Genomic DNA, 24,704 nt, shown 5'->3' with positions numbered 1-24,704 from the left:
TCCTGCGGTGGTCCCGGCGGGACGGGACCAGAAGGTCAGTGCACGACCGCCTTCTCCGCGCCCACTCCGGTGAGCGAGCGAACCTCCATCTCGGCGGCCTTCGCGGGGTTCTCCGGTGTGCGGCCGCCGACGAGGGTGCCGATCACGCCGAGCGCGAATGCCAGAGGGATGGAGACGATTCCGGGATTCGACAGGGGGAACCAGTCGAAATCCGAGCCGGGCAGCATGGCGCTCTTGCTGCCCGACACCGCGGGCGAGAACACGATGAGCACGATGGTCGAGATCAGGCCCCCGTACATACTCCACAGCGCGCCGGTGGTGTTGAACCGCCGCCAGAACAGCGAATACACGATCGTCGGCAGGTTCGCCGCCGCGGCGACCGCGAAGGCCAGTGCCACCAGGAACGCGATGTTCTGCCCGTTGGCCAGGATGCCGAGGCCGATGGCGAGCACGCCGATCACCACCGCGGTGATGCGCGAAACTCGCACCTGCGCTGACTCGTCCGCCTTGCCGCGCTCGAGCACGCTGCCGTAGATGTCGTGCGCGAACGAGGCCGCCGCGGTGATGGTGAGCCCCGCGACCACCGCGAGGATGGTGGCGAAGGCGACCGCGGAGATGATGCCGAGCAGCACCACACCGCCCAGTTCGAAGGCCAGCAGCGGCGCCGCCGAATTCTGGCCGCCCGCGGCGGCGAGGATGCGGTCCGGGCCGACGATCGCGGCCGCACCGTAGCCGAGCACCAGCGTGAACAGGTAGAACGCGCCGATCAGGGCGATCGCCCACACCACCGAGCGGCGGGCCTCCTTGGCGGTCGGCACGGTGTAGAAGCGCATCAGCACGTGCGGCAGGCCCGCGGTGCCGAGCACGAGGGCCAAGCCGAGGGAGACGAAGTTCAGCTTGGAGGTCTCGTTCGCGCCGTACTGCGCGCCGGGGGCGAGCACGTCACGCGAGGCGACGGCCTTGTTGGTGGAATCGGAGACCATCTGCTGCGCCGAGCCGAGGATGTCGGAGAAGTTGAACCCGAACTTGGCCAGCACCATCACGGTCATCAGCGCGGCGCCGGTGATGAGCAGCACCGCCTTGATGATCTGCACCCACGTCGTGCCCTTCATGCCGCCGACCAGCACGTAGACGATCATCAGCACGCCGACCACTGCGATCACCACCGACTGTCCGGCGCGGTCGTCGATGTCGAGCAGCAGCGCGACCAAGCCGCCTGCGCCCGCCATCTGCGCCAGCAGGTAGAACAGCGAGACGGTCAGCGTGGACAGCGCCGCGGCGGTGCGCACCGGCCGTTCCCGCAGCCGGAAGCTCAGCACGTCGGCCATGGTGAATTTGCCGGTGTTCCTGAGCATTTCGGCCACCATCAGCAGCGCGACCAGCCAGGCCACCAGGAATCCGATGGAGTACAAGAAGCCGTCGTAGCCGTACACGGCGATAGCGCCCGCGATGCCGAGAAAGCTTGCTGCCGAAAGGTAGTCGCCCGCGATGGCGATGCCGTTCTGCGGGCCGGAGAAGCCACGTCCGCCGGTGAAGTAGTCCGCGGCGCTGGCGTTGTTGCGGCTGGCCCTGATCACCACCACCATCGTGACGGCCACGAACAGGCCGAAGATGGCGATGTTCGCGAGGGGATTGCCGACCGTGTCGGCGGCGAGGTACTGCGTCATCATGCCCGCTCACCCTCCAGGTAGTCGCGGATGGACGCGGCACGCGGATCCAGTTCCTTGTTGGCGAAGCGGACGTAGAGCGCGGTGATCACGAAGGTGGACACGAACTGGCCGAGACCGAGCAGCAGCCCGACGTTGATATCGCCGACGACCTTGCTCGCCATGAAGTCGTGCGCGTACGCGCCGAGCAGGACGTAGCTGAGGTACCAGACCAGGAACAGCGCCGTCATCGGGAACACGAAACGGCGCAGTCGGTTGCGCAGCTCCTGGAATTGCGGACTGGCCTGCACGGCCGCGAAGTCCTCGGCGCTCGGCGCGCGCGGTGGCTTGGTGCCGTCGAGGTCGATACTTGTCATCGGAGCGTCCTAGCTTGTGACGTGGATTACTGCGGTGAAGGTAGACCGCGCCGAGCTCCGATATGCGTTGTGGCGCAGGTCACTCTGTGAAGGCGGGGATCTGTGCGGTGAACGGTCGGCTCGGCGCGACGAACGGTCGGCGGCCGAACGGCTCGGCGGTCAGCCCGCGCGCAGTCCGCGCTCGCGGTCGGCGCCCATGCCGAGCCGTTCCGGCGCGTGCATGCGCACGAAGATCCGTCGCACCGTGCGCGGAGTTTGGCCCCGCGTCAGCTTGCTCACCAGAATCATCGTCAGGAAGGCCAGCGGCACGCTGATCGCCGCGGGATAGCCGAGGATCGCGGCGAGCCATCCGTCGGCCACCGCCTCGGACGCGCCGCTGAGCACCGACACCGCCGTCGCCCCGCCCGCGACGAGACCGCCCGCGGTCAGGCCCGCGCCGGCGCCCTTCGCGGTCAGCCCGCGCCACCAGATGCCCAGCACCAGCAGCGGACACAGCGTCGACGCGGCCACCGAGAAGGCCAGGGCGACCGTGCGGGAAAGGTCGAGCGAGGCGACGGTGAGCGACAGCGCGAGCGGCACAGTGCCCGCCGCCAGCGCCGCCATCCGGAAGTCCCGGATCCGGCCGCGCAGCATGTCCGTGCTGAGCACACCAGCGATGCTGACCAGCAGGCCGGAGGACGTCGAGAGGAACGCGGCGATCGCGCCCGCCGCCGCCAGCGCCGCCAGCAGTTGCCCGGGCAATCCGCCGAGCACCGAACCCGGCAGCAACAGCACCGCCGCATCGGAGGTCCCGGTGATCAGCAACTGCGGCACGTACAGCCGCGCGAACACCCCGAGCAGGATCGGGAACAGGTAGAACGTGCCGACCAGACCGATGACGGCGAGCGCGGTGGCGCGCGCGGCCCGGCCGTCGGGATTGGTGTAGAAGCGCACCAGCACGTGCGGCAACCCCATGGTGCCGAGGAAAGTGGCGATGATCAGCGAATACACCTGGTAGGTCGGGTGCGAGCCGCCGAAGCCGCCGCCGGGCGACAACCAGCTCGCGCCGTCGGCCGGAGCACCCGCGACCACCGGGACCGCGGAACCGGATTCGAGCACCATCTCGGTGCCCGCGGCCAGTTCGTGTTCGCCGGGCGTCAACGCCACCGGGCCGTCGACGCGGCGGCCGTCCACCGTGCCCGTGATCGAGACCTGTTGGCCGACACCGACCTGCACCACCACGTCGGTGGTGACGTCCACCGTGGTGCGCTCGGTGACGATCGGCGGCGCGGCCGTGCCGAGCTCGCGGTCCTGCGCCAGGAAATGACCGAGCAGCACCAGGGCGGGCAGCGCGACCGCGGTGAACTTCAGCCAGTATTGGAACGCCTGGACCAGCGTGATCGACCGCATCCCGCCGCCGGTGACATTGGCGATGACGATGGCGCCGACCGCGACGGCCCCGACCCAGCTGGGCACGCCGAGCAGAATCCGCAGCGTCAACCCGGCCCCTTGGAACTGCGGGATCAGATAGACCGCGCACACCAGCACCACCACGACTGCGGCCAACTTGCGCAAACGCACCGAGCCGAGCCGGAATTCGGCGAAATCCGGCACCGTGTAGGCCCCGGAGCGGCGCAGCGGCGCCGCGACGAACAGCAGCAGCGCCAGATAGCCCGCGGTGAATCCGACCGGGTACCACAGCGCGTCGGCGCCGTACTTGGCGATCAGCCCCGCGACACCGAGAAACGAAGCGGCCGAGAGGTATTCGCCGGAGATCGCCGCGGCGTTCCACCCGGGGCCGACGCTGCGCGAGGCGACGAGGAAATCGGAGGTGGTGCGCGCCAGCCGCACACCGTAGGCGCCGATCGCCACGGTGGCGAACGCGGCGAGCAGCAGCGCCGCGAGGGTCAGGGCGGGCGCGCCCACGTCAGTCCCCGGCCAGGTCGAGGAAATCCTCCTCGTTGCGTTCGGACAGATGGATATACAGCCGCCCGACGACGTACAGCGCGGGGAACACCGTGACACCGAGCAATAGCCAGGGCAGCCGGACACCGAGCACGACGGCCGAGGCGAGCGCGTCGATACCGAGCAGCAGCGGAATCGCGCCGAGCGCCAGCACCGTGACCACCGCGAGGCGCAGCGCCAGGCCGAGCTGGGCGCGGATGAGACCGCCGATCAACGCCTCACCGATCTCGGTCTGCTCGGCCACCTCCACGCGGGTGCGCACCCGCCGCGCGCCGCGCCGCTCGGCGAGCACCACCCGCTGGCGCGCGGGCCGCTGCGGGCCGGTCACCGAGCGGTCCAGTTGTGCCGCGGTCCGTGCACCAGCCGCTGCTTGAGCTCGCGCACTTGGCGGCGGCTGACCGGCAGCTCCACCGCCGCCGCGCTGCCCTCGGCGCGCAGGCACACCACGGTGCCGCTGCCCACCGTGCGCAAGCCCGTCACCAACCGCAGCGCCACCAGGTAGGAGCGGTGCACGCGCAGGAACCCGGCGTTCTCCCAGCGGGTTTCGAGTGCGGTGAGTGGGATGCGCACCAGGTGCGAGCCCGCGCTGGTGTGCAGGCGCGCGTAGTCGCCGTCCGCCTCGACCCAGCTCACACTGGAGCGATGCACCAGGGTGGTGACGCCGCCGAGTTCGACGGGGATCACTTCGTTCGGGTCGGTGCGCGGCGCCGCGGGCGGCGGGGGAGCGGCGCGCGTCTGGGTGATGCGCCGCACCGCCTCGGCCAGGCGCGCCTCGCGCAGTGGCTTGAGCAGATAGTCCACCGCGCCGAGGTCGAAGGCGCTCACCGCCCGGTCGTCGTGCGCGGTCACGAACACCACCGCGGGCGGGTTGGCGAACTCGGAGAGGATGCCCGCCAACTCCATGCCGTCGAGGCCGGGCATGTTGATGTCGAGGAACACCGCGTCCACCGGATGGGTGCGCAGCACCCGAAGCGCGCTGGTCGCCTCGCCCGCGGTGTGGATCTCGCCGACGCCGCGCTGGGTGCGCAGCAGGTACACCAGCTCGTCCAGAGCGGGCTTCTCGTCATCCACGGCGAGCACGCGCAGCGGGCCCGCCGAGCCATCGGTGTTCTGCGTCACAACCGCTCCATCGTAAGGGCATGGTGAGCGGCGATGTTTCGGATACCCCCGACCTGGCCCGGCGTCGCGTCAGGCGCGCACGCCGGGGCGGAACTTCGGCACCCGCAGACTGACCTTGGTGCCCGCGCCCGGCGCGGTCTCGACGATCAACCCGTAGTCGTTGCCGAAGGCCGCGCGCAGCCGGTCGTCCACGTTCGCCAGCCCGACGTGCGCGGATTCGCCGGAACCCGCGGGGCCGGAACCCGTTTCGACCGCGTCGAGCGCGCCGGAGCGCAGCAGATCGGGGTCCATGCCCGCGCCGTCGTCCTCGACGCTGATCAGGCAGTCGGTGCCCGCGTCGGTGGCCACGATGGCGATGGTTCCGCCGCCCTGCCTGCCCGCGATGCCGTGCCGCACCGCGTTCTCCACCAGCGGTTGCAGGGCGAGGAAGGGCAGCACCACGCCGAGCACCTCGGGCGCGATACGCAGCCGCACCTGTAGCGCGTCGCCGAAGCGCGCCCGTTCCAGCGCGAGGTAGCGCTCGATGTTGCGCAGTTCGTCGGACAGCACGGTGAATTCCCCCGCGGCGCGGAACGAGTAGCGGGTGAAGTCGGCGAACTCGAGGATGAGTTCCCTGGCTCGATCCGGATCGGTGCGCACGAACGACGCGATGGTGTTGAGCGCGTTGTAGATGAAGTGCGGACTGATCTGGGCGCGCAGCGCGCGCACCTCGGCGCGGTCCAGCCGGGCGCGCGAAGCGTCTAGATCGGCGAGTTCCAGCTGGCCGCAGGCGTAACGGGCCACCTCGGCGAGCGCGCCGAGCAGTCCTGGCCCCGGCTTGCCGTTGGCGACCACGCCGAGCGCGCCCGCCGCGCCGCTGTTCTCGATCAGCAACGGCTGCGCGACCAGCGTCCGCGCGCCGTGCTCACCCTGCCCGGGACCGGCCACCAGCACCGGTCGTTCGCTCGCGGCCGCCCGCCGCGCGGCGTCGGCGAAGACCTCGGCGAGATCGGCATGGGGTCCGTCCCAGGCGAGCACCTCGCCGTCGGGATCCGCGACGCCGAGCGCGTCCGCGCCGGTCAGCGCGCGCAAATGGGGCGCGGCCTCCCGCGCGGATTGGTCGGTGAGCCCGCGGCGCAGCGGCACGGCGGCCAGCGAGGCGGTGTGCAGCGCCGAGTGCACGGCGCGTTCGGCGGGTGTGGTGACCACCCGCCGCGTGCGCAGCCACACCAACAGCGCGCCGCCCGCCACCAGCGCCGCCGTGACGACGGCGACGACGGTCGCGGTCACCGGACCACGGCCAGGTATCGCCCGATCATGGTCCGATTATGGACGCGCGTTACGAGTGCGGGTCAGCCCTGGTACGGGGCGACCGCGAACTGGATCGTGCCGGGCTGCGGCAGGTGCGCCGCGCCGACCGTGATCGTCGCGGTGAATTTCCCGACGCCCGGGCTGAAGACCGCCGACTTGCCGTCGTTCATCCAGAAGCCCGGACCGTTGGGCGTCTGGGTGACCTTCCCCGTCTCGCCGGTCTCGGTGTTGCGCCAGTTCAGCGTCACCGGGACACTGCACGGCCCGAGGCCCCACATGTTCGAGGCGACGGTGAAGGCCGCGGACTGCGGGTACGCGTTGCCGTTGACGGAGGCGTCGATCTGCGCGAGGCACGCTCCGTTGGTCAGCGAGTAGACGGTCGTGAACTCGCCGCCGTTGGCCACGGCGGGGGCCGCGGTGACGGCGAGCGCGGCCGCGGACAGCGCGGCCGCCAAGGGAACTGTCTTGACTAGCGTGCTGGTCATCTTGGTGGTCATCCTCGAACCTCGTCCAGGTAGTTGCGGATTCTTGGACCTGCGTACGCGGAAGCGAGATTACCAAGATCGAGCTCACGGTCCGCACGCTTTCGATCGATCTCGCCGCTCGCGAGCGCGCTGTCGTCCTCGTCGGCGGGGCGCCTTCGCGACGGCTCTTTCCGGCCGATCTGGGCGGCCGATCGCGACGCGCCGGTGATCTTCTTCACGACGCGCCGATGATCATCCTGGCGGCGCGTGCCGGTGCGAATTCGTGTCGCAGGGGGCGCTTAGACTCGGTGCACCAACCCCCGTCGAGACCTTGGGAGGAAGGACTGTCTTGGCCGAGTCCGGATCGTTCGTTCACCTGCACAACCACACCGAGTACTCCATGCTCGACGGCGCGGCCAAGATCTCTCCGCTGTTCACCGAGGCGAAGCGACTCGGGATGACGGCGGTCGGCATGACCGACCACGGCAACATGTACGGCGCGGCCGAGTTCTACAACTCCGCCAAGAAACACGACATCAAGCCGATCATCGGCATCGAGGCCTACATCGCGCCCGGCTCCCGCTTCGACACCAAGCGCGTGCAGTGGGGCGACCCGAGCCAGAAGGGCGACGACGTCTCCGGCTCGGGCGCCTACACCCACATGACGATGGTCGCCGAGACCGCGACCGGTCTGCGCAACCTGTTCAAGCTCTCCTCGCTGGCCTCCATCGAAGGACAGCTCGGCAAGTGGGCGCGCATGGACGAGGAGATCATCGCCCAGTACGCCGAGGGCATCATCGCGACCACCGGCTGCCCGTCCGGCGAGGTCCAGACCCGGCTGCGCCTCGGCCACGAGCGCGAGGCGCTGGAGGCCGCGGCCAAGTGGCAGGAGATCTTCGGCAAGGACAACTTCTTCCTCGAGGTGATGGACCACGGTCTGTCCATCGAGCGACGGGTCCGCGAGGGCCTGCTGCGCATCGGCAAGCAGCTCGACATTCCGCCGTTGGCCACCAACGACTGTCACTACGTGACCAAGGACCAGTCGGCCAACCACGAGGCGCTGCTGTGCGTGCAGACCGGTAAGACCCTCTCGGATCCGACCCGGTTCAAGTTCGACGGTGACGGCTACTACCTGAAGTCGGCCGCCGAGATGCGCGCGCTGTGGGACGCGGAAGTGCCTGGCGCGTGCGAGAACACGGTGCGCATCGGCGAGCGCGTGCAGTCCTACGACGACGTGTGGAACTTCAAGGACCGCATGCCGGTGTTCCCGGTGCCGGAGGGCGAGACCCAGGACTCGTGGTTGCGCAAAGAAGTGGACCGCGGGCTGGCCCGCCGGTTCCCCGACGGCGTGCCGCAGGAGTACTACGACCGCGCCTACTTCGAGCTCGATGTCATCCGGCAGAAGGGTTTTCCCGCCTACTTCCTCGTCGTCGGCGACCTCGTCACGCACGCGAAAGAGGTCGGCATCCGCGTCGGCCCCGGTCGTGGTTCGGCGGCCGGTTCGCTGGTGGCCTACGCGCTCGGCATCACCAATATCGACCCGATTCCGCACGGCCTGCTGTTCGAGCGGTTCCTGAACCCCGAGCGCCCCTCCGCGCCCGATATCGATATCGACTTCGACGATCGCCGCCGCGGTGAGATGGTGCGATACGCCACCGAGAAGTGGGGCAGCGACCGGGTCGCCCAGGTGATCACCTTCGGCACCATCAAAACGAAGGCCGCCATCAAGGACTCGGCGCGAGTTCAGTTCGGCCAGCCCGGTTTCGCCATCGCCGACCAGATCTCCAAGGCGCTGCCGCCGCCGATCATGGCCAAGGACATCCCGCTCTCGGGCATCATGGATCCCGATCACGAGCGGTACAAGGAGGCCGCCGAGGTCCGCGAGCTCATCGGCAACAACCCCGATGTCGCCAAGATCTACGAGACGGCCCGCGGCCTGGAGGGCCTGATCCGCAACGCGGGCGTGCACGCCTGCGCGGTGATCATGTCCTCCGAGCCGCTGATGGACGCGATTCCGGTGTGGCGCCGCCCCCAGGACGGCGCGATCATCACCGGCTGGGACTACCCGTCCTGCGAGGCCATCGGCCTGCTGAAGATGGACTTCCTCGGCCTGCGCAACCTCACCGTCATCGGTGACGCGCTGGACAACATCAAGGCCAATCGCGGCATCGACCTGGACATGGACAACCTGCCGCTCGACGATCCCGCCACCTACGAATTGCTCTCGCGCGGTGACACTCTCGGCGTCTTCCAGCTCGACGGCGGGCCGATGCGCGACCTGCTGCGCCGCATGCAGCCCACCGGGTTCAACGACATCGTCGCCGTGCTCGCGCTGTACCGCCCCGGCCCGATGGGCATGAACGCGCACAACGACTACGCCGACCGAAAGAACGGCCGCCAGCCGATCAAGCCGATCCATCCGGAACTCGAGGAACCGCTGAAGGACATCCTCGCCGAGACCTACGGCCTGATCGTCTATCAAGAGCAGATCATGTTCATCGCGCAGAAGGTCGCCTCCTACTCCATGGGCAAGGCCGACGCGCTGCGCAAGGCCATGGGTAAGAAGAAGCTCGAGGTGCTGGAGGCCGAGTACAAGGGCTTCCACGAGGGCATGACCGCGAACGGGTTCTCCGAGGGCGCGGTGAAAGCGCTGTGGGACACCATCCTTCCGTTCGCCGGCTACGCGTTCAACAAGTCGCACGCCGCGGGCTACGGTCTGGTCTCCTTCTGGACCGCCTACCTCAAGGCCAACTACCCGGCCGAATACATGGCGGGTCTGCTCACCTCCGTCGGCGACGACAAGGACAAGGCGGCGGTCTACCTGTCGGACTGCCGCAGGCTCGGCATCACGGTGCTGCCGCCGGACGTCAACGAGTCCGAGCAGAACTTCGCCTCGGTGGGCAAGGACATCCGCTTCGGTCTCGGCGCGGTGCGCAACGTCGGCGCGAACGTGGTGGCCTCGATAATCCAGGCGCGCAAGGAGAAATCGAAGTTCACCGATTTCTCCGACTACCTGAACAAGATCGACGCCATCGCCTGCACCAAGAAGGTCACCGAATCCCTCATCAAGGCCGGCGGTTTCGACTCGCTCGGGCATCCGCGCAAGGGCCTGATGCTGATCCACTCCGACGCCATCGACGCGGTGATGACCACCAAGAAGGCCGAGGCCATCGGACAGTTCGACCTGTTCGGCGGCATGGACGCCGACGAGTCGGTGGCCTCGGTGTTCAATGTCGCGGTGCCGGACGAGGAATGGGAGTCCAAGCACAAGCTGGCGCTGGAACGCGAGATGCTCGGCCTCTACGTCTCCGGGCATCCGCTCAACGGCGTGGAGCACGTGCTCGCCGCGCAGGCCGACACCCCGATCCCCACCATCCTCGAAGGCGACGTGAAGGACGGCGCGCAGGTCACCATCGGCGGCATCCTCGCCTCGGTGAACCGGCGCATCAACAAGAACGGTCTGGCCTGGGCCTCGGCCCAGCTCGAGGACCTGACCGGTGGCATCGAGGTGCTGTTCTTCCCGCAGGCGTACTCGGTGTACGGCGCCGACGTCGTGGAGGACGCGGTGGTGCTGGTGAAGGCGCGCGTCTCGGTGCGCGACGACCGAATCTCATTGATCGCCAACGACCTCGCCGTCCCCGACCTGTCCTCCATCGGCGTCGCCAAACCGCTCGCGGTCACCATCTCCACCCGGATGTGCACCCCGGACAAGATCGGCGAACTCAAGCGCGTCCTCTCCCGCCACCCCGGCACCTCCGACGTACACGTCCGCCACGTCGGCGCTCGCGAGAAGACCACCTTGCTCAAACTCGACGACAGCCTGCGCGTCTCCCCGTCCTCGGCCCTCTTCGGCGACCTCAAGGCCCTGCTCGGCCCGAGCTGCCTGACGAGCTGAGCCCGACGCTGCCGCGTTGACTCGAGTCGGCGCGGCACAGTGGTCTTCGCAAAGGTCCTGCCGTCGGCCGCTCGATGTCGTCGTGTCCGGGCAGACTGCGGTCACGCCGGATGATCATCGGCCGGGGGCGGGGCGGTGGGTGATCCTCGGCTTCACTCAGTGCTGGATTCCGCCGTCGGCTGTGCCGATCCCGTCGGCGGAGCTGGCGTCTGCCGCGGCGTGCCGGATGACTTCGGAGTAGTGCTGGAACATCCGGGGCCAGGAATCGAGGTCGTAACGCATCAGTCGCGCCCAGCAAGTGGCCAGGACCGCCCGGGCTCGCGTGCCCGGCCAGGGCTGGGGCAGCAGTTGCGGGGGCAGCAGCGGGTCGTACTCGGTGGCCCTGGTGAATTCGGCGGCGAGTTCGACGAGCACGGTCAATACCTCCGACTGTGACAGCTCGGCTGGACCGGTCAGCCGGTCGAGGCGAGCGCGCGCCACGCCCAGCAGTCGCTCGTGCCCGGCCGCGATCTTGTCCAGCGGCCACAGCCGTGCGGCGATCCGCCGGGGGGAGTCCAGGTCGCCGACGCGCAGGTCTGTCGTGGTGAGCCGCGTCAGGTACTCGCCGACGTCCAGCCGGTCCGTCACGGTGTCGATGTAGGGTTCCCAGGCGTTCGGTGAGACGTAGAGGCCGCCCTGGATCGCGGCGCCGCCCAGGCGAACGATGCCGTCGCGCACGGCATCACGATCGGCACGTCGCGTTTCGGGAACAGCGAAGCCGACCAGATGCCAGACACCGTCCCACTCGGCCTGGCCGCGGTCCTGGTCGTACATGAAGCGCACGAACTCGACATTCGGCCCGATCGAACTCTGCATCTCGGCGCCGACCCGCAACGAGGCCTTGCGTCCTCGCCCCTCCTGGGTGATCAGCCCGTCGGCGACCAAACGCCTGATATGCAGACGGACCTGCTGATCCGACATCCCCAGTGCGTTGGCCACCGCGTACAGCTCACCGGCATCGATGGTCGCGTCCTCGCGGATCATGCTCTCCACCAACACCCTGGTCGGAATCTCGACCGTCTCCTCCACACGCTCTCCAGGCATGTGGTTAGCCTATCTCCAATCATCGTTCGAACTGGGAACGATAGTTTTGAAAATGACCTGCATGGATCGTGCGCCCACTCGCCGACACCGCCGGTCGGCCTCGACGGCAGCGACACGAGGGTGTTCGGCGTCAGAGGTGTCTTTCACGACAGTCGAGTTCTGTGTCGGGTGACGGAAACGGTCGGCTGACTCATCCTGAGGGATGATCGAAGCTACGCCGAAAGGCGCTGCGGGATGGGGCTGTTGGGGGGATTCGGAGATCTCGCGTCTCCGATACTGTGCGGCGAACCGAGTGGCTGACCCGCTCGGGCCGATGGCAGGCCTCGGCCACGCCGTCGGGGCGGCATGCGGGCTGCGCTATGCCGAACTCGTGCGGCAACGCCTCAGCGACCCGCTGGGCCTCGAAACCATGTCGGTGCCGGCGTCGGCCGCTGAACTACGGTCGTCTGCGGTGGAAGGTCGGGGCCCTTTCGGTCGGCCGCGGCAGCCGTGGGCGGGTGAGGCGGTGGGGCCTGCGGGCGGTATCCGTGCCTCGATCCGTGACATGTCGCGTCTGACCGCCGCGATACTCGACGGCAGCGCACCGGGGATCGGCGCGCTCGAACCGGTCCCGCAGACGGCGGGGCGGCCGATCCGGATCGGTGCGGCATGGCTGACTGTGCGGCACCGGGGGCAGACGATCACCTGGCACAACGGCGGAACCGGTGGCTTCCGTTCTTTCATGGGTTTCGATCGCGCCGCCCACGCCGGAGTCGTGGTGCTCTCAGCCGCCACCGCTTCGGTCGACCGAGCAGGATTCACCCTGCTCCAGCAGTTCGCCGGGAACTGAACGGGGGCCGGTCGCCGGTCGCCTGCGCGAAGCCCGAGATCGGCAGTCCAGCAGGGGGAATGGAGAAGCCAGGGTTGGCGGCGTGTCCGCCGAGGTGAGTTCCGAAGTGCCCAGGGCGAAGATCGAGATGCCGAGGATCGGTTGCGGAACCCCGCCGTACGATCTACCCGGTCGCCCCGCGGAACAAGCGTGTGACCGGCGCTTTAACCGCGTCTTCAGCCGACGACAAGCCGCCGTGGGAAGACTTGGCGGCGTTCGACATTCCCCTCTCACCACAGGACAACGATCATGGCAACGATCCTCCGCCCCTTCCGTGCCGCACTCCTCGCGCTCACCGCCCTGGCGGCCACCCTCGTGTTCGCCGTCGCGGGCGCGGGCGCCGCGCAGGCCGGGGTGTATACGGAAATCGAGTTCGCGCCGGGCGCCAGCGAGGCGACCGTGGACGGAGCGGTCGTGCGCGGCGACGCGGACAGCTACCTGCTCGAGGCGCGCGGTGGGCAGTTGCTCTACACCGCGATCGTCGCGCTGGAGGACAACGTGAACTTCAGCATCTCCGCCCCGGACGGCCTGGTGCTGGTCGTCGAGGAGACCGCCACCGAGATCGTGTTGCCCTACGACGGCCTCTACCGTGTGCTCGTCGCGCCGACCCGTGGCAACGCCAGCTACACGCTGCACGTCGAAATCCACTGAGACGTAGCTCGCGCCGTGCGCGGTCGGTCGATCCATCGACCGGCCGCGTCCAGACGCTGATCGGCGCTGGCGGGCGTACTTCCGCCGAACAAGCGCTGCCGGACGGAGTCTGTGGAAAGCCCCGCGCATGGTCGAGCGAAGGCGGAGGAACGCTTACGCCGAGACCGCGACGCCGAGTGTCAGCGCGGCGAGGAACTTCGGTCCCTCGCCGTAGAAGACGTCCACGTCGCGGACCTCGAACCCGGCGGCGCGCACCAAACCGAGGATGTCGCGATCGAGGTTGCACCCGCCCGCGATCGTCTTCTGGATCGGATTGAGCCGGTGCTGCCAGGCCTGGACCTTGGCGTCCGGCGCGAGCCCGTGCTCGACGAAATGGAACGTCCCACCCGGCACCAGCACCCGGCGCACTTCCGCGAGCGCGGTCGCCACATCCGGGATGGTGCACATCGTCCAGGTCGACAGCGCCGAGTCGAAAGTGTTGTCCGGGAACGGCAGCGACTGGCCGTCCAGCCCGGCACGCTCGATCGGCACCGATGCCCGTTCCAGGCGCTTGCCCGCCAGTTTCCAGCCCAGATCCGCCGGTTCCACCGCGCTGATCGACCGCACCGTGTCCGGATAGAACGGCACGTTGAGCCCGGAGCCGAAGCCGATCTCCACCACCCGGCCGTGCAGACCGGCACACGCCCGTTGCCGCTGCGGTTCGTTGATCCGCATGCCGCAGGCGAATTCCACCAACCGGGGCACGACCTGATTCTCGTACAGTCCCACGCGTTCACTCTGGCAGCCCGAGTGCCGCTGCGCCAGTGCGCTCGGAGGACCGACGCCAGTGCGCTCGGAGGACCGACGCCAGTGCGCTCGACGGACCCGGCGTCAGTGTGTTCGGCGGGCCTGGCGTCAGTGTGTTCGGCGGGCCTGGCGCCGATGTGTTCGAGGGGCACGGCCCACTCCGTTTCGAAGGACGCGGCGCCAGTGCGCTGGAAGGCCGCGGCCCCACTCCGTTTCGAAGGACCGGCCCCAGTGCGCTCGATGGGCGCCGCGCCGGTGCCGCTCGATGGGCGCCGCACCGGTGCCGCTCGGCGGCGGCCTCGCCAGGATGAGCCGGTATCGCCCAACGTGCGATGCTGGCGCGGTGACTGTCTTCGAGGTGTGGGCGCCCAAGGCCGGCACGGTGCGGCTCGAGCTCGACGGCGACGTGCACCCGATGCGGGGCTCCGCCGACGGCTGGTGGCGCGTCGAGCGGGACGCGGCCGACGGCGCGCGGTACGGATACCTGCTCGACGACGATCCCACCGTGCTGCCCGACCCGCGCTCGGCCCGTCAGCCGGACGGCGTGCACGGACGCTCCGCGCTGCACACGCTGGATCCGGGCGGGTGGACCGACCGGGACTGGACCGGACGGCCGCTGGCGGGATCGGTCTTCTACGAACTGCACATCGGCGCGTTCACTCCCGAGGGCACCTTCGACGCGGCGATCGGACGCTTGGACCACCTCGTCGACCTGGGCGTCACCGTGGTGGAGCTGATGCCGGTCACCGCCTTCGACGGCACCCACAACTGGGGCTACGACGGCGTGCTCTGGTACGCGGTGCAGGAGAGCTACGGCGGGCCGGACGGGCTGCAACGGTTCGTGAACGCCTGTCACACGCGCGGTTTGGCGGTCTGCCTCGACGTCGTCTACAACCACCTCGGGCCGTCCGGCAACTATCTGCCCCGCTTCGGTCCCTATCTCACCGAAGGCCGCAACACGTGGGGGCTCAGCCTCAACCTGGACGGTCCGGCCTCGGACGAGGTGCGCCGCTACATCATCGGCAACGCGCTGCGCTGGTTGCGCGACTTCCACATCGACGCGCTGCGGCTGGACGCGGTGCACGCCTTGGTCGACCGCACCGCCACCCATCTGCTCGCCGAGCTGGCCGCCGAGACCGAACGCCTCGCCGCGCACGTGCGCAGGCCGCTGACCTTGATCGCGGAGAGCGATCTCAACGACCCGCGGCTGATCACGGCGCGCGCGGCAGGCGGCCACGGGCTGACCGGGCAGTGGAACGACGACCTGCACCACGCCGTGCACGCCGCGGTCTCCGGCGAGCGGCAGGGCTACTACGCCGATTTCGGTTCGATGGCCTGTCTGGCACGGACGCTGACGCACGGCTTCTTCCACGCGGGCACGTTCTCCAGCTTCCGCGGCCGCGTCCACGGTCGCCCGCTGGATCGTTCCGTGGTCCCCGGTTCGGCGCTGCTCGCCTACACCTGCACCCACGATCAGGTCGGCAACCGAGCGCTGGGCGACCGGCCGAGCGCCTACCTGACCGACGGCCAGCTCGCCGTCAAGGCGGCGCTGGTGCTGTGCTCGGCGTACACCCCGATGCTGTTCATGGGCGAGGAATGGGGCGCGCGCACGCCGTTTCAGTTCTTCACCTCGCACACCGACCCGCAGATCGGCGCGGCCACCGCGGCCGGACGCAAGGAGGAGTTCGCCGAGCACGGCTGGCCCAGCGAGGACGTGCCCGACCCGCAGGACCCCGCCACCTTCCACCGATCCAAGCTGGACTGGTCCGAACTCGCCGATCCCGCCCGGGCCAGGCTGCTCGCCTGCTACCGGGCCCTGCTCGCGATCCGCAGGGCGCACCCGGATCTCACCGATTCGTCGCTGCCGCACGTACGGGTGGACTACGATGAACGGTCCCGATGGCTCGTACTGCACCGCGGGACGCTGCACCTGGTGTGCAACCTCTCCGAAGACCCGGTGCGGGTGCCGGTAACCGGGTTCTCGCTGCTGTCCTGGGAGCCGCCGACCGAAGGGCCAACGGGCACAACGATTCCCGCGCACTCGTTCGCGCTGCTCGCCGACTCGCTCCCGGCCGCGAAAGCGCCGTGACCGCACCGAATCCCGGGTAACGGTCCGCCAACTGTCCGGGACAGGCCCATTGCCCGGTTTGTCCGTCGCCATTACCGTGGAGTGATGAGCAACGTGGCTTCAGTCAGCGGCAGCGCCGCCGCCGAATTCGGACCGCTGGTACGCGCTTTCACCAGGGCGTTCGGAAATCGTCGCGGCGCGGGTGGCGCGTTGGCGGTGCATTTGAACGGCGAACCCCTTGTCGACATCTGCACCGGCACCGCGGGCGAGGGGGTCTGGACCCGCGAAACCGGCTCGATCATCTTCTCCGCGACCAAGGGCATCACCGCCACCGTCATCCACCGGTTGGCCGACCGCGGATTGCTCGACTACAACGCTCCCGTCGCCGAGTACTGGCCCGCGTTCGCCGCCAACGGCAAGGGCGGCATCACGGTGCGGCAGGTGATGACGCACAGCGCGGGCCTCTCGGCGCTGGCGCCGATCGCGAAGAGCCCCGACGACATCCTCGACCACGAGCTCATGGAGCGGCGCCTGGCCGCCGCCAAACCCGATCGAAAACTCGGCGTGCCGACCTATCACGCGCTGACCTACGGCTGGCTGCTCGCGGGCATCGCCCGCGGGATCACCGGCAAGAGCATGGGCGAATTGTTCCGCACCGAGGTGTCCGAGCCGCTCGGCATCGACGGGCTGCACCTGGGTCTGCCGCCCGCCGAGTCGGCCACCGTGTACGCGCCGCTGGCGGGCAGCCAGCTCAGCCTGCTCGGCAAACCGCTCGGCGCCCTCTTGCTCGGCCGCAGCCACCTCATTCCCGGTGCGTTGGGCGCGGCGACCCGCTGCCTGTTCCTGCCCGGGTTGCACGCCATCCTGGAGGGCGACGGACCGTCGATCCTGCGCACCGAACTGCCCGCGGGCAACGGCGTGGCCACCGCGTCCGCGCTCGCCACCATGTACGGCTCGGTCGCGAGCGGTCTGACGCCGGGCGGCCTGCCGTTCCTGTCACCCGCGACGATCAGGGAACTGAGCAAGGTGCGCACCTACCGCCTCGACCACGCGCTGTTCTACGCGCCGATGATGTGGCATCTCGGCTACCACTCGCTGCCGATGCCCGGCGCTCGCGGCGGCCTCGGCCACATCGGGCTCGGCGGCTCGTTCGGCTGGGCCGAACCGCGCATGGGCCTCTCGGTCGGTTTCGTGCACAACCGGCTCTCGGCCGGTCAGCTGGGCGTGGACCAGTTCTCGGCCATGTGGCTGTTGCCGCTGATCCTCAACTGCCTGCGCGCCACCCGGCGGGTCACGCTCGACGAGACGCGCGACGCGGCGGCCTGACCGACGCGGCTTCGCGTCGGCGAATGGAACGACGGTCGGCCCGCGCGAGCCGGTGTGGTCGGCCGACCGCCGTGAGCGACCGGCCGTCCCCGCTCTGGAGCGGACAGAGCGGGGCAGGGTGTCAGGTCAGATACCGGTACGCCGGTGAACCGGGCTCCAGCCGCTCGCACTGGATGGGGGAGGCGGCCATCCGCTCCAGCACCGACTCCAGACCGTCCGGCGTGCCGAGTTCGATGCCGACCAGCGCGGCCCCGGTCTCCCGGTTGTTGCGCTTGACGTACTCGAACAGGGTGATGTCGTCGTCCGGGCCGAGCACCTCGTTGAGGAAGCGGCGCAGCGCGCCGGGCTCCTGCGGGAAGTCGACGAGGAAGTAGTGCTTCAGGCCGCGGTGCACCAGCGAGCGTTCGATGATCTCGCCGTAGCGCGAGACGTCGTTGTTGCCGCCCGACACCAGGCACACCACCGTCGAGCCCGGCGTGACGTCGACCTCGGCGAGCGCGGCCACCGCGAGCGCGCCCGCGGGTTCGGCGATGATGCCCTCGTTCTGGTACAGGTCGAGCATGGTGGTGCAGATCGCGCCCTCGTCGACCTGGAGCAGACGGAAAGCGCCTGCGCCGCTGCGGGATTCGGTCGCGGTCAGTAACGGCAGCGAGCCGTGCGAGACGACCCGCCCGCCGAAGCCCGCGACCGCGGCGTAGGGCACCGCGCCGATCCTGCGCACCGCGGCGCCGTCGACGAACGGGTCGATCTCCGGCAGCGTCACCGGTCCGCCCGCGACCAGTGCCGCGGTCATCGAGGCCGCGCCCGCCGGTTCGGCGCCGAGGATGCCGGTCTGCGGCGCGCGCTCGCGCAGGTAGGTGCCGACACCGGCCAGGCAGCCGCCGCCGCCCACCGGAACGACCACGAGGTCGGGCGCGGCGCCGAGCTGCTCGAGGATCTCGGCGGCGATGGTGCCCTGGCCCGCGGCGGTGCGCGGGTCGTCGAACGGGGGAACCATGGTCGCGCCGGTGCGCTCGACGTCGGCGGCCGCGGCCGCCGCGGCGGCGTCGTAGGTCTCGCCGACCGCGATCAGCTCGACGAACTCGCCGCCGTGCACCCGGATCCGGTCGCGCTTCTGCTTCGGGGTGGTGGTCGGCACGTAGATGCGGCCGGTGATGCCCATGGCCTGGCAGGCGTAGGCGACGCCCTGGGCGTGGTTGCCCGCGCTGGCGGCGACAACGCCCGCGGCCCGCTCCTCAGCGCTGAGCTGGACGATGAGGTTGTAGGCCCCGCGCAGCTTGTAGGAGCGCACGGCGGAGAGGTCCTCGCGCTTGAGGTAGACCTGCGCGCCCGTCAGCGCGGATAGCCGCGGGCTGAGCTGGAGCGGGGTCGGGTCGATAATGTCGGCAATTCGCTTGGCGGCGGCATCGATCTCGTCCGCGCTCAGTGCGGGACGGGCGGCCGACAAGTGATCGATCACATCAAGCGGATTGGACACTCGAAATATGCTGCCACCCGCCGCGACGCAAGCGCGCGGCGGGTGGGGCGCTCGCTTGTCGGATCAGCGCGGGGTGAGCACGAAAACGGGGATCTGGCGGGTCGTCTTCGTCTGATAGTTGGCGTAATCGGGCCACACCTCGACGGCGCGGTCCCACCACACCCGCTTCTCCTCGCCGAAGACCTCGCGCGCGGTGTAGTCCTTGCTGACCTCGCCGTCGCGCAGTTCGACGTGCGGTTCGGCCTTGATGTTGTAGTACCAGACCGGGTGCTTGGGCGCGCCGCCCAGTGAGGCGACCACGGCGTACTCGCCGTCGTGCTCCACCCGCATCAGCGGGGTCTTGCGGAGCTTCCCGGTCTTGGCGCCCTTGGTGGTGAGCAGGATGACGGGCTTGCCCATCATCGACGTGCCCTTGGTACCGCCGGACTTCTCGTAGGTCTCCGCCTGCTTACGGGCCCAGTCGGATGTGCTCGGTGCGTACTCTCCGGAAAGTGGCATACGAGCGGCAACACCGCACCGGCTACCGGTGTTCCCGGGCGGAAATGTTCGGTGGCCCGAAATTCACCTTCCGTATATCCTGATGGCATGGCAACGGCTCACCCCACCAGCGTGGACATCGCGGGCACCGCGTGGCCCGTGTACAAGCTCGAGGCGCTGGCCGCCGGGCTGGTGGCCGGTGCGCTGCTCCTGCTGATCACCGGCGTCCCGCAGGTCGCCGTGCTGGCCGCCGCCGCGGTCGCGGCTCTGCGCTGGACCGTCGGTCACGTGACGGCGCGGCGGGGGACTGCGATCCGCCGCCCCCGGGAGCTGGCCACGCACTGATCGCGCGGCGCCCGCGGTAGCTCTCCGCTCTCGATCGAGTTCGGCCGTCGGTGGCGCATCGGTCTCGGTGGTCCACGCCCGGTAAGTACCTGGCTCGATCGGCGTCTCCGCCGCTACGAATCAGTCCCCGCCCAACGGCAACGCCGCCAGTTCCCCGCGCGAGACGACACCGAGCTTCGGATACGCCTTGTACAGGTGATGGCCGACCGTCCGCGGGCTCAGGAACAGCTGCGCGGCGATGTCCCGATTCGTCATTCCCTGCGCCGCGAGCCGCACGATCTGCAATTCCTGCGGGGTGAGCGCGGCGAGCATCCCCGATCCGGCCCGAGCCGCCGCCCCGACGCCGAGCGCGCCGAGTTCCACGCGGGCGCGCTCGGCCCACGGCGCGGCGTCCAAGCGCTCGAAGATCTCCAACGCCGGTTGCAGCTGACTCCTGGCGTCCACCTTGCGGCGGTTGCGGCGCAGCCACTCCCCGTAGAGCAGCTGCGTGCGGGCGCGCTCGAACGGACGGCCACCGAGCTCGAGCGAGGCGCGGAAATGCTCCTCGGCCTCCGCGTCCGGACCGAGCAGGGCGCGAGCGCGTGCGGCGAGCGCGGCGACCCAATCCTGGCGCGAGGCCGCGGCCCAGTGCTCGAGCCGGTCCAGCGCGTCGCCTGCCCGGGCCGGGTCCCCGAGCCGCACCGCCGCTTCTACGAGATCGGGTAGCGAGCGCAGTCCGATGACCATGTGCCGGGACGGTTCCTCGGTCAGCGACTCGAGCCGTGCGATAGCGCTGTCCACCCGGCCGAGCCCGAGATCGAGCAGGCCGAGCGCCGCGTGTGCCCAGCTGGCGCCCGGCGCGTCGGCGCCGCCGAACCGCTCGGCCAGCGCGTGCTCGGCCGCCGCGCGGCAGTCCGCTTCCCGGCCAGCGAGGGCCGCCAGATAGGCGAGCATGGCCGAGAGCTGGCCGACCCAATGGTCCTGCCCGGTGTCTTGCGCGATTCGCGCCCCTTCGGTCGCGATGACCAGCGCCTCGCGCGGTCGGCCGAGGAAGCACTCGGCTTCGGAGTGGAAGAACAGCAGCGTCGGCAGCGGGCCGATCCTGCCCTCGTCGCGACATGTCGCGACCAACTCGTCCGCCAGTTCCGCCACCTGCTCGTCCTGTCCGACCACGAGACCGACGCCGGACAACTGCACCAGGTCGCGCACGTCCGCGCCCGTGGCGCGGGCCTTGTCGGCCGCCGCGCGCAGGTCGACGTGGAACCGCCCGTGCACGCCGTCGAGCACGTACGCGGTGGTGTGCGCCAGCGAATCGTCTTGGGGCAGCGGCAGTGTGGCCAGGCGCCGGGTGACTTCATCGAGTTCGTCGGCGCCCAGATACCACGCGGTGTGTATCGCGACCATCAGGATGCGCGCCGCGAGCAGCGGTTCCCCTGGCGCCGAGTCGGCCGCCGCGACCAGCCGCCGGTGCGCCGGAAGTCGTTTGCCCGCACCGAATTCCGCGAGGCCGCGAACCAGGTCGAGGCGCGCGGCGAGCAGCGGGTCGGCGGTCTGTGTCACCGCGCGCTCGGCCAGCCGGTCCGCCAGCTCGTACATGCCCGTCTCGCCCGCGGTTTCGGCGGCGAGCACCAGCCTGCCCACCCGCGCCGCGGGGTCGGTGCTGAGCGTGGCCGCGCGCTCGTAGGCGGCCACCGCGCCGTGATAGCCGTTGCGGGCGCGCGCCCGATCGGCGGTAGCGGCCAGCGCGGCGGCGATGGCTTCGTCCGGGCCGGTGGCGGCCGAAGCCAGATGCCAGGCGCGCAGGTCGGCGTCCTCGGGTGCGGTGAGCGTCGCGGCGAGCGCGCCGTGCGCGGCGAGCCGCTGGGCGAGCGGCGCGCCCTGATAGATCGCCGAACGCAGCAGCGGATGACGGAAGGTGAGCGTGCGGCCGTCGGTGTGCACCAGGTCGTCGTCCTCGGCGGGCTGTAGATCGGCGGGACCGGCGCCGAGGGTCGCCGCCGCCCGCAGCACCGGATCGATCTCGGCCGCGCCCGCCGCCGCGGCGATCAGCAGCAGGGTCCGCGTTGCTTCGGGCAGCCTGCTGACCCGGCCGTGGAAGGCGACCTGAAGCCGCTGGGTGAGCGGCAGCGGATTCGGCCCGGAGTCGGCGGACTCGGCGGCCAGCACCGCGGGAAGTTCGCGCAGTGCCAGCGGGTTGCCGCCCGCCTCGGTGAGCAGCCGGTAGCGCAGCGCGGGGGCGAGATCCGGTGCGTCCGCGTCCACCAGCGCGGCGGCCGCGTCCTGGCGCAGCGCGGGCACGAGCAGCTCCGGCAGACCGGGCGCCGGGAAATCGTTCGCGCCCGCGCGGGTCGCGAAGATCATCGCGACGCCTTCCGCGTCCAGGCGGCGCGCGGCGAAGAGCAGAGTCTCCGCGGTCGCGCGGTCCAGCCAGTGCGCGTCGTCGATCAGACACAGCAGCGGTCCGTCGGCCGCCTCCTCCGCCAACAGCGAGAGCACCGCCAAGCCGATGAGCAGCCGGTCGCCGGGTTCCTGCGCTCCGAGCCCGAACGCGCCGAGCAACGCCGCGCGCTGTCGCTCGGGCAGCGTGTCCGCCAGCGCCATGCCGGGCCGGACCATCAGGTGCAGTCCAGCGAAGGGCAGCTCGGCCTCCGACTCGACACCCGCGCTGCGCACCGACGGAATCCCTTGTGCCGCAGCGTAATCGAGTAGCGCCGTCTTGCCGATACCCGGTTCGCCGCGCAGCACGAGGACGCCGCTGCGCCCCGCCCGTGCGTCGGCGAGCAGTCGATCGATGCGGGCCTGTTCGGCCTCGCGTCCGTGCAGCATCCGTTCACCGTATCGGTCACCGACGTGCGGTACGTAGGTCATCGGTCGCGGTGCGTAGGTCATCGGTCACGGAAAGTACTTATAGGTGACTGATTCGGCGACCCCTCGCACCGCCATACCTTGTTCTCACAGCGCAACACAGCGCAGGGAAATACAAGGGAGACAACGATGAACGACCTGGTCGCGCAGTACCTGGAGATCTGGAACACCACCGACGCCGCCGCCCGCTCGGCCGCCATCGCCCGGGTCTTCACCGACGAGCCGCGCTACGTCGACCCGCTCATGGCCGTCACCGGGCGCGAGGCGCTGGACGCGGGGATCGCCGCGGTGCAGGCGCAGTTCCCCGGCATGGTGTTCCGCTTGGCGGGCCCGGTCGACGGACACCACGACCAGGTGCGCTTCACCTGGGAGCTGGGTCCGGCCGATGGTCCCGCGCTGGTGGTCGGGTTCGACGTCGCGGTGCTCGACCAGGGCCGCATCGCCGACGTGTACGGCTTCCTCGACAAGGTCCCCGCCGCCGCCTGATCCTCCCGAAAATCGCTATCCAGAAAAGAGATTCGTCATGACCACCACCACCGCCCCCGGTTACCTGTCCACCCTGCTCGCCTCCGGCGACAAGCTGCTGCGGACCTCGCTGCGCTTGGACGCGGTGATCACCGGAGCGAACGGAATCGCCTACCTGGCACTGTCCGGCCCGCTCGAGTCGCTGCTCGGCCTCGACCGGGGCCTCGGCCTCGCGATCGGCGTCTTCCTCACGCTCTACGGCCTCGGCGTCGCGGTGATCGGGTCGACGAAGTCGATCAACCCCGTCGCCGCCCGCGCGGTGATCGGCCTGAACGCCGCCTGGGTCCTGGTCAGCCTGGCCGCGCTCGCCGAGGGCGCGCTCGACTTGAACCTCGTCGGCTCGGTCTGGACGGTCATGCAGGCCGCGACGGTCGGCGGCTTCGCGGCCCTCCAGTACCTGGGTCTGCGCAAGACTCGGTGACGCCGAACCTTCTCTCCGACAACAGCATCGACCACCGCACGGCCCCGGCGACCCTCCGGGGCCGTCGCCTTGTGCGTCCGCACACGCCTCGAAGACGGTAGCCGCGCAGATCAGCGAGGGTTTCGGATCCGGCAGCAGCGTCGAGGCGGGTAGCGTCGGACGCATGACAGAGGGACCTGTGGAAGCTCCGTCTTTTCACTCGGATCGGATCGACGCCGATCGGATCGATGAGCTGATCGAGATCCTCGACTTGCAGGCCGACCTGCCCGGCATCCGCCGGATGCGGCAGTGGGCGCACGAGGCGCTCGCGGTCCGCGCGGGGGAGCGGACCCTCGACATCGGGGCGGGCACCGGATCGGAGGCGCTGGTCTTCGCCGAGCGGGTGGGCGCCGAGGGCGCGGCGGTCGGCCTGGATCCGAACCCCGCGATGCTGGCCATCGCGCGGCGGCGGGCCGAGGCCGCCGGGTCGTCCGCGCGGTTCGTGCACGGCTCGGTCTATCACCTGCCGTTTCCGGACGCGTCCTTCGACGCGGTCCGCTGCGAGCGCGTCTACCAGCATCTCGACGATCCCGCCGCGGCCACCGCCGAAATCGCCAGGGTGCTGTGCCCCGGCGGCCGGGTCCTGCTGATCGACAGCGACTGGTACACCGCCATCACCCACCCGGGCGATCCGGCCGTCGTCGAGGCGCTCGGCACCGCGATGCTCGCGGACGTCCCCAACCCCGCGTCCGGCCGTAGGCTGCGCGGACTGCTGGCGGGCCAGGGTCTCGTCATCGACGATCAGGGATCCGAGGCGGTGATCTGGGATCCGGTGACCGCGCGACCGCTTTACCAGCAGATGAACGAGCAAGCGTCGAGATACGGCACCGTCACCGCCGAGGAGTTCGAGCGGTTTCTCGCCGACCTGGACGCGGGCATCGAGCGCGGCGACTTCCACCTGTCGGTGACGATGTTCGCGGTGCTCGCCCACAAGCCGTGACCGTGTCGCGTGTTCGGATATAGCGAGCGTCTAACTACTGTCGGCGCCATGCCGTCGCTCTTCGGGAAAGCGGCCCTCGTCGTCGGAAGAGGTCGGCGACAGCGGCGCCGTGTCAGGCG

At 69.9% G+C, this 24,704-nt stretch carries 22 protein-coding genes; 9 read left to right on the top strand and 13 right to left on the bottom strand.

Translation table 11 applies throughout. The annotated features are described in order from the left end of the window. Positions 1-35 precede the first annotated feature (35 nt). From T333_RS14975 to T333_RS14940, 8 genes are all read right to left on the bottom strand, one after another. Complete coding sequence (locus tag T333_RS14975; protein WP_496424824.1) at positions 36-1,670, bottom strand: monocarboxylic acid transporter; 1,635 nt, start codon at positions 1,668-1,670, stop codon at positions 36-38. Then, positions 1,667-2,023 carry a DUF485 domain-containing protein gene (locus T333_RS14970; protein WP_355004359.1) on the bottom strand — a complete coding sequence of 119 codons (357 nt, stop codon included), beginning with the start codon at positions 2,021-2,023 and terminating at the stop codon, positions 1,667-1,669. The genes T333_RS14975 and T333_RS14970 overlap by 4 nt, the downstream gene beginning before the upstream one ends. A gap of 159 nt (positions 2,024-2,182) precedes the next feature. Beyond that, positions 2,183-3,928: a sodium/solute symporter gene (locus tag T333_RS14965; protein WP_496424823.1), complete on the bottom strand. Its 1,746-nt coding sequence runs from the start codon at positions 3,926-3,928 to the stop codon at positions 2,183-2,185. A 1-nt stretch (position 3,929) separates the two neighbouring features. After that, positions 3,930-4,295, bottom strand: coding sequence for a hypothetical protein (locus tag T333_RS14960; RefSeq protein ID WP_496424822.1), 366 nt, complete (start codon positions 4,293-4,295; stop codon positions 3,930-3,932). Then, positions 4,292-5,086 carry a LytR/AlgR family response regulator transcription factor gene (locus T333_RS14955; RefSeq protein WP_355004356.1) on the bottom strand — a complete coding sequence of 265 codons (795 nt, stop codon included), beginning with the start codon at positions 5,084-5,086 and terminating at the stop codon, positions 4,292-4,294. Before T333_RS14955 ends, T333_RS14960 begins: the two co-directional genes overlap by 4 nt. 69 nt (positions 5,087-5,155) lie before the next feature. Then, positions 5,156-6,355 carry a sensor histidine kinase gene (locus T333_RS14950; RefSeq protein ID WP_496424821.1) on the bottom strand — a complete coding sequence of 400 codons (1,200 nt, stop codon included), beginning with the start codon at positions 6,353-6,355 and terminating at the stop codon, positions 5,156-5,158. Between the two features lie 62 nt (positions 6,356-6,417). Then, complete coding sequence (locus tag T333_RS14945) at positions 6,418-6,861, bottom strand: hypothetical protein (protein WP_355004354.1); 444 nt, start codon at positions 6,859-6,861, stop codon at positions 6,418-6,420. An 8-nt stretch (positions 6,862-6,869) separates the two neighbouring features. Next, positions 6,870-7,079: a hypothetical protein gene (locus T333_RS14940; RefSeq protein WP_357256967.1), complete on the bottom strand. Its 210-nt coding sequence runs from the start codon at positions 7,077-7,079 to the stop codon at positions 6,870-6,872. Between the two features lie 110 nt (positions 7,080-7,189). On the opposite strand from T333_RS14940, the gene dnaE reads away from it, so the two are divergent. Then, positions 7,190-10,735 (top strand): DNA polymerase III subunit alpha, encoded by a 3,546-nt coding sequence (gene dnaE, locus T333_RS14935; RefSeq protein ID WP_355004352.1) that lies wholly within the window; start codon positions 7,190-7,192, stop codon positions 10,733-10,735. Positions 10,736-10,891: 156 nt separating this feature from the next. Here dnaE and T333_RS14930 read toward each other — a convergent pair whose 3' ends face one another. Continuing rightward, entirely contained in the window at positions 10,892-11,818 is a 927-nt protein-coding gene (locus T333_RS14930) for a PaaX family transcriptional regulator C-terminal domain-containing protein (protein WP_496424820.1), read from the bottom strand. A 202-nt stretch (positions 11,819-12,020) separates the two neighbouring features. Here T333_RS14930 and T333_RS14925 point away from each other — a divergent pair, with 202 nt between their 5' ends. Further along, the gene (locus T333_RS14925; protein WP_496424819.1) at positions 12,021-12,647 is read left to right on the top strand and encodes a serine hydrolase domain-containing protein; all 627 of its coding nucleotides are present in this window, start codon (positions 12,021-12,023) and stop codon (positions 12,645-12,647) included. Between the two features lie 288 nt (positions 12,648-12,935). Beyond that, entirely contained in the window at positions 12,936-13,337 is a 402-nt protein-coding gene (locus T333_RS14920) for a hypothetical protein (protein ID WP_355004349.1), read from the top strand. Positions 13,338-13,490: 153 nt separating this feature from the next. Here T333_RS14920 and T333_RS14915 read toward each other — a convergent pair whose 3' ends face one another. Beyond that, positions 13,491-14,105, bottom strand: a complete 615-nt coding sequence (locus T333_RS14915; protein WP_357256972.1) for a class I SAM-dependent methyltransferase — start codon at positions 14,103-14,105, stop codon at positions 13,491-13,493. 361 nt (positions 14,106-14,466) lie between these two features. Here T333_RS14915 and treZ point away from each other — a divergent pair, with 361 nt between their 5' ends. Then, complete coding sequence (treZ, locus tag T333_RS14910; RefSeq protein ID WP_496424818.1) at positions 14,467-16,212, top strand: malto-oligosyltrehalose trehalohydrolase; 1,746 nt, start codon at positions 14,467-14,469, stop codon at positions 16,210-16,212. An 84-nt stretch (positions 16,213-16,296) separates the two neighbouring features. After that, positions 16,297-17,517: a serine hydrolase domain-containing protein gene (locus T333_RS14905; RefSeq protein ID WP_496424817.1), complete on the top strand. Its 1,221-nt coding sequence runs from the start codon at positions 16,297-16,299 to the stop codon at positions 17,515-17,517. A gap of 121 nt (positions 17,518-17,638) precedes the next feature. On the opposite strand, the gene ilvA is transcribed toward T333_RS14905, so the two are convergent. Both ilvA and T333_RS14895 read right to left on the bottom strand, forming a co-directional pair. Next, on the bottom strand, positions 17,639-18,994 hold the full coding sequence (gene ilvA / locus T333_RS14900; protein WP_357256978.1) for a threonine ammonia-lyase IlvA: 1,356 nt from the start codon (positions 18,992-18,994) through the stop codon (positions 17,639-17,641). Between the two features lie 63 nt (positions 18,995-19,057). Then, the gene (locus T333_RS14895; RefSeq protein WP_355004344.1) at positions 19,058-19,492 is read right to left on the bottom strand and encodes a nitroreductase family deazaflavin-dependent oxidoreductase; all 435 of its coding nucleotides are present in this window, start codon (positions 19,490-19,492) and stop codon (positions 19,058-19,060) included. 87 nt (positions 19,493-19,579) lie between these two features. Here T333_RS14895 and T333_RS14890 point away from each other — a divergent pair, with 87 nt between their 5' ends. Next, on the top strand, positions 19,580-19,816 hold the full coding sequence (locus tag T333_RS14890; RefSeq protein WP_357256980.1) for a hypothetical protein: 237 nt from the start codon (positions 19,580-19,582) through the stop codon (positions 19,814-19,816). A gap of 120 nt (positions 19,817-19,936) precedes the next feature. Here T333_RS14890 and T333_RS14885 read toward each other — a convergent pair whose 3' ends face one another. Next, positions 19,937-22,684 (bottom strand): helix-turn-helix transcriptional regulator, encoded by a 2,748-nt coding sequence (locus tag T333_RS14885; RefSeq protein ID WP_496424816.1) that lies wholly within the window; start codon positions 22,682-22,684, stop codon positions 19,937-19,939. 105 nt (positions 22,685-22,789) lie between these two features. Here T333_RS14885 and T333_RS14880 point away from each other — a divergent pair, with 105 nt between their 5' ends. From T333_RS14880 to T333_RS14870, 3 genes are all read left to right on the top strand, one after another. Then, the gene (locus tag T333_RS14880; RefSeq protein ID WP_141812651.1) at positions 22,790-23,146 is read left to right on the top strand and encodes a nuclear transport factor 2 family protein; all 357 of its coding nucleotides are present in this window, start codon (positions 22,790-22,792) and stop codon (positions 23,144-23,146) included. A 37-nt stretch (positions 23,147-23,183) separates the two neighbouring features. Further along, complete coding sequence (locus T333_RS14875; RefSeq protein WP_496424815.1) at positions 23,184-23,606, top strand: hypothetical protein; 423 nt, start codon at positions 23,184-23,186, stop codon at positions 23,604-23,606. 163 nt (positions 23,607-23,769) lie between these two features. Continuing rightward, the gene (locus T333_RS14870) at positions 23,770-24,585 is read left to right on the top strand and encodes a methyltransferase domain-containing protein (protein WP_496424814.1); all 816 of its coding nucleotides are present in this window, start codon (positions 23,770-23,772) and stop codon (positions 24,583-24,585) included. Positions 24,586-24,704 lie beyond the last annotated feature (119 nt).

It is taken from the genome of Nocardia sp. CNS-044, assembly GCF_059570515.1.
This window is presented reverse-complemented; position numbering and strand designations above follow the sequence as displayed.

Coding starts and splice junctions, on each gene's coding strand:
- T333_RS14945 (WP_355004354.1), bottom strand. CDS start 6,861: ATGACCAGCACGCTAGTCAAGACAGTTCCCTTGGCGGCCGCGCTGTCC.
- T333_RS14895 (WP_355004344.1), bottom strand. CDS start 19,492: ATGCCACTTTCCGGAGAGTACGCACCGAGCACATCCGACTGGGCCCGT.
- T333_RS14890 (WP_357256980.1), top strand. CDS start 19,580: ATGGCAACGGCTCACCCCACCAGCGTGGACATCGCGGGCACCGCGTGG.
- T333_RS14930 (WP_496424820.1), bottom strand. CDS start 11,818: ATGCCTGGAGAGCGTGTGGAGGAGACGGTCGAGATTCCGACCAGGGTG.
- T333_RS14975 (WP_496424824.1), bottom strand. CDS start 1,670: ATGATGACGCAGTACCTCGCCGCCGACACGGTCGGCAATCCCCTCGCG.
- T333_RS14885 (WP_496424816.1), bottom strand. CDS start 22,684: ATGACCTACGCACCGCGACCGATGACCTACGTACCGCACGTCGGTGAC.
- T333_RS14880 (WP_141812651.1), top strand. CDS start 22,790: ATGAACGACCTGGTCGCGCAGTACCTGGAGATCTGGAACACCACCGAC.
- T333_RS14870 (WP_496424814.1), top strand. CDS start 23,770: ATGACAGAGGGACCTGTGGAAGCTCCGTCTTTTCACTCGGATCGGATC.
- T333_RS14875 (WP_496424815.1), top strand. CDS start 23,184: ATGACCACCACCACCGCCCCCGGTTACCTGTCCACCCTGCTCGCCTCC.
- T333_RS14920 (WP_355004349.1), top strand. CDS start 12,936: ATGGCAACGATCCTCCGCCCCTTCCGTGCCGCACTCCTCGCGCTCACC.
- T333_RS14970 (WP_355004359.1), bottom strand. CDS start 2,023: ATGACAAGTATCGACCTCGACGGCACCAAGCCACCGCGCGCGCCGAGC.
- T333_RS14905 (WP_496424817.1), top strand. CDS start 16,297: ATGAGCAACGTGGCTTCAGTCAGCGGCAGCGCCGCCGCCGAATTCGGA.
- T333_RS14925 (WP_496424819.1), top strand. CDS start 12,021: ATGATCGAAGCTACGCCGAAAGGCGCTGCGGGATGGGGCTGTTGGGGG.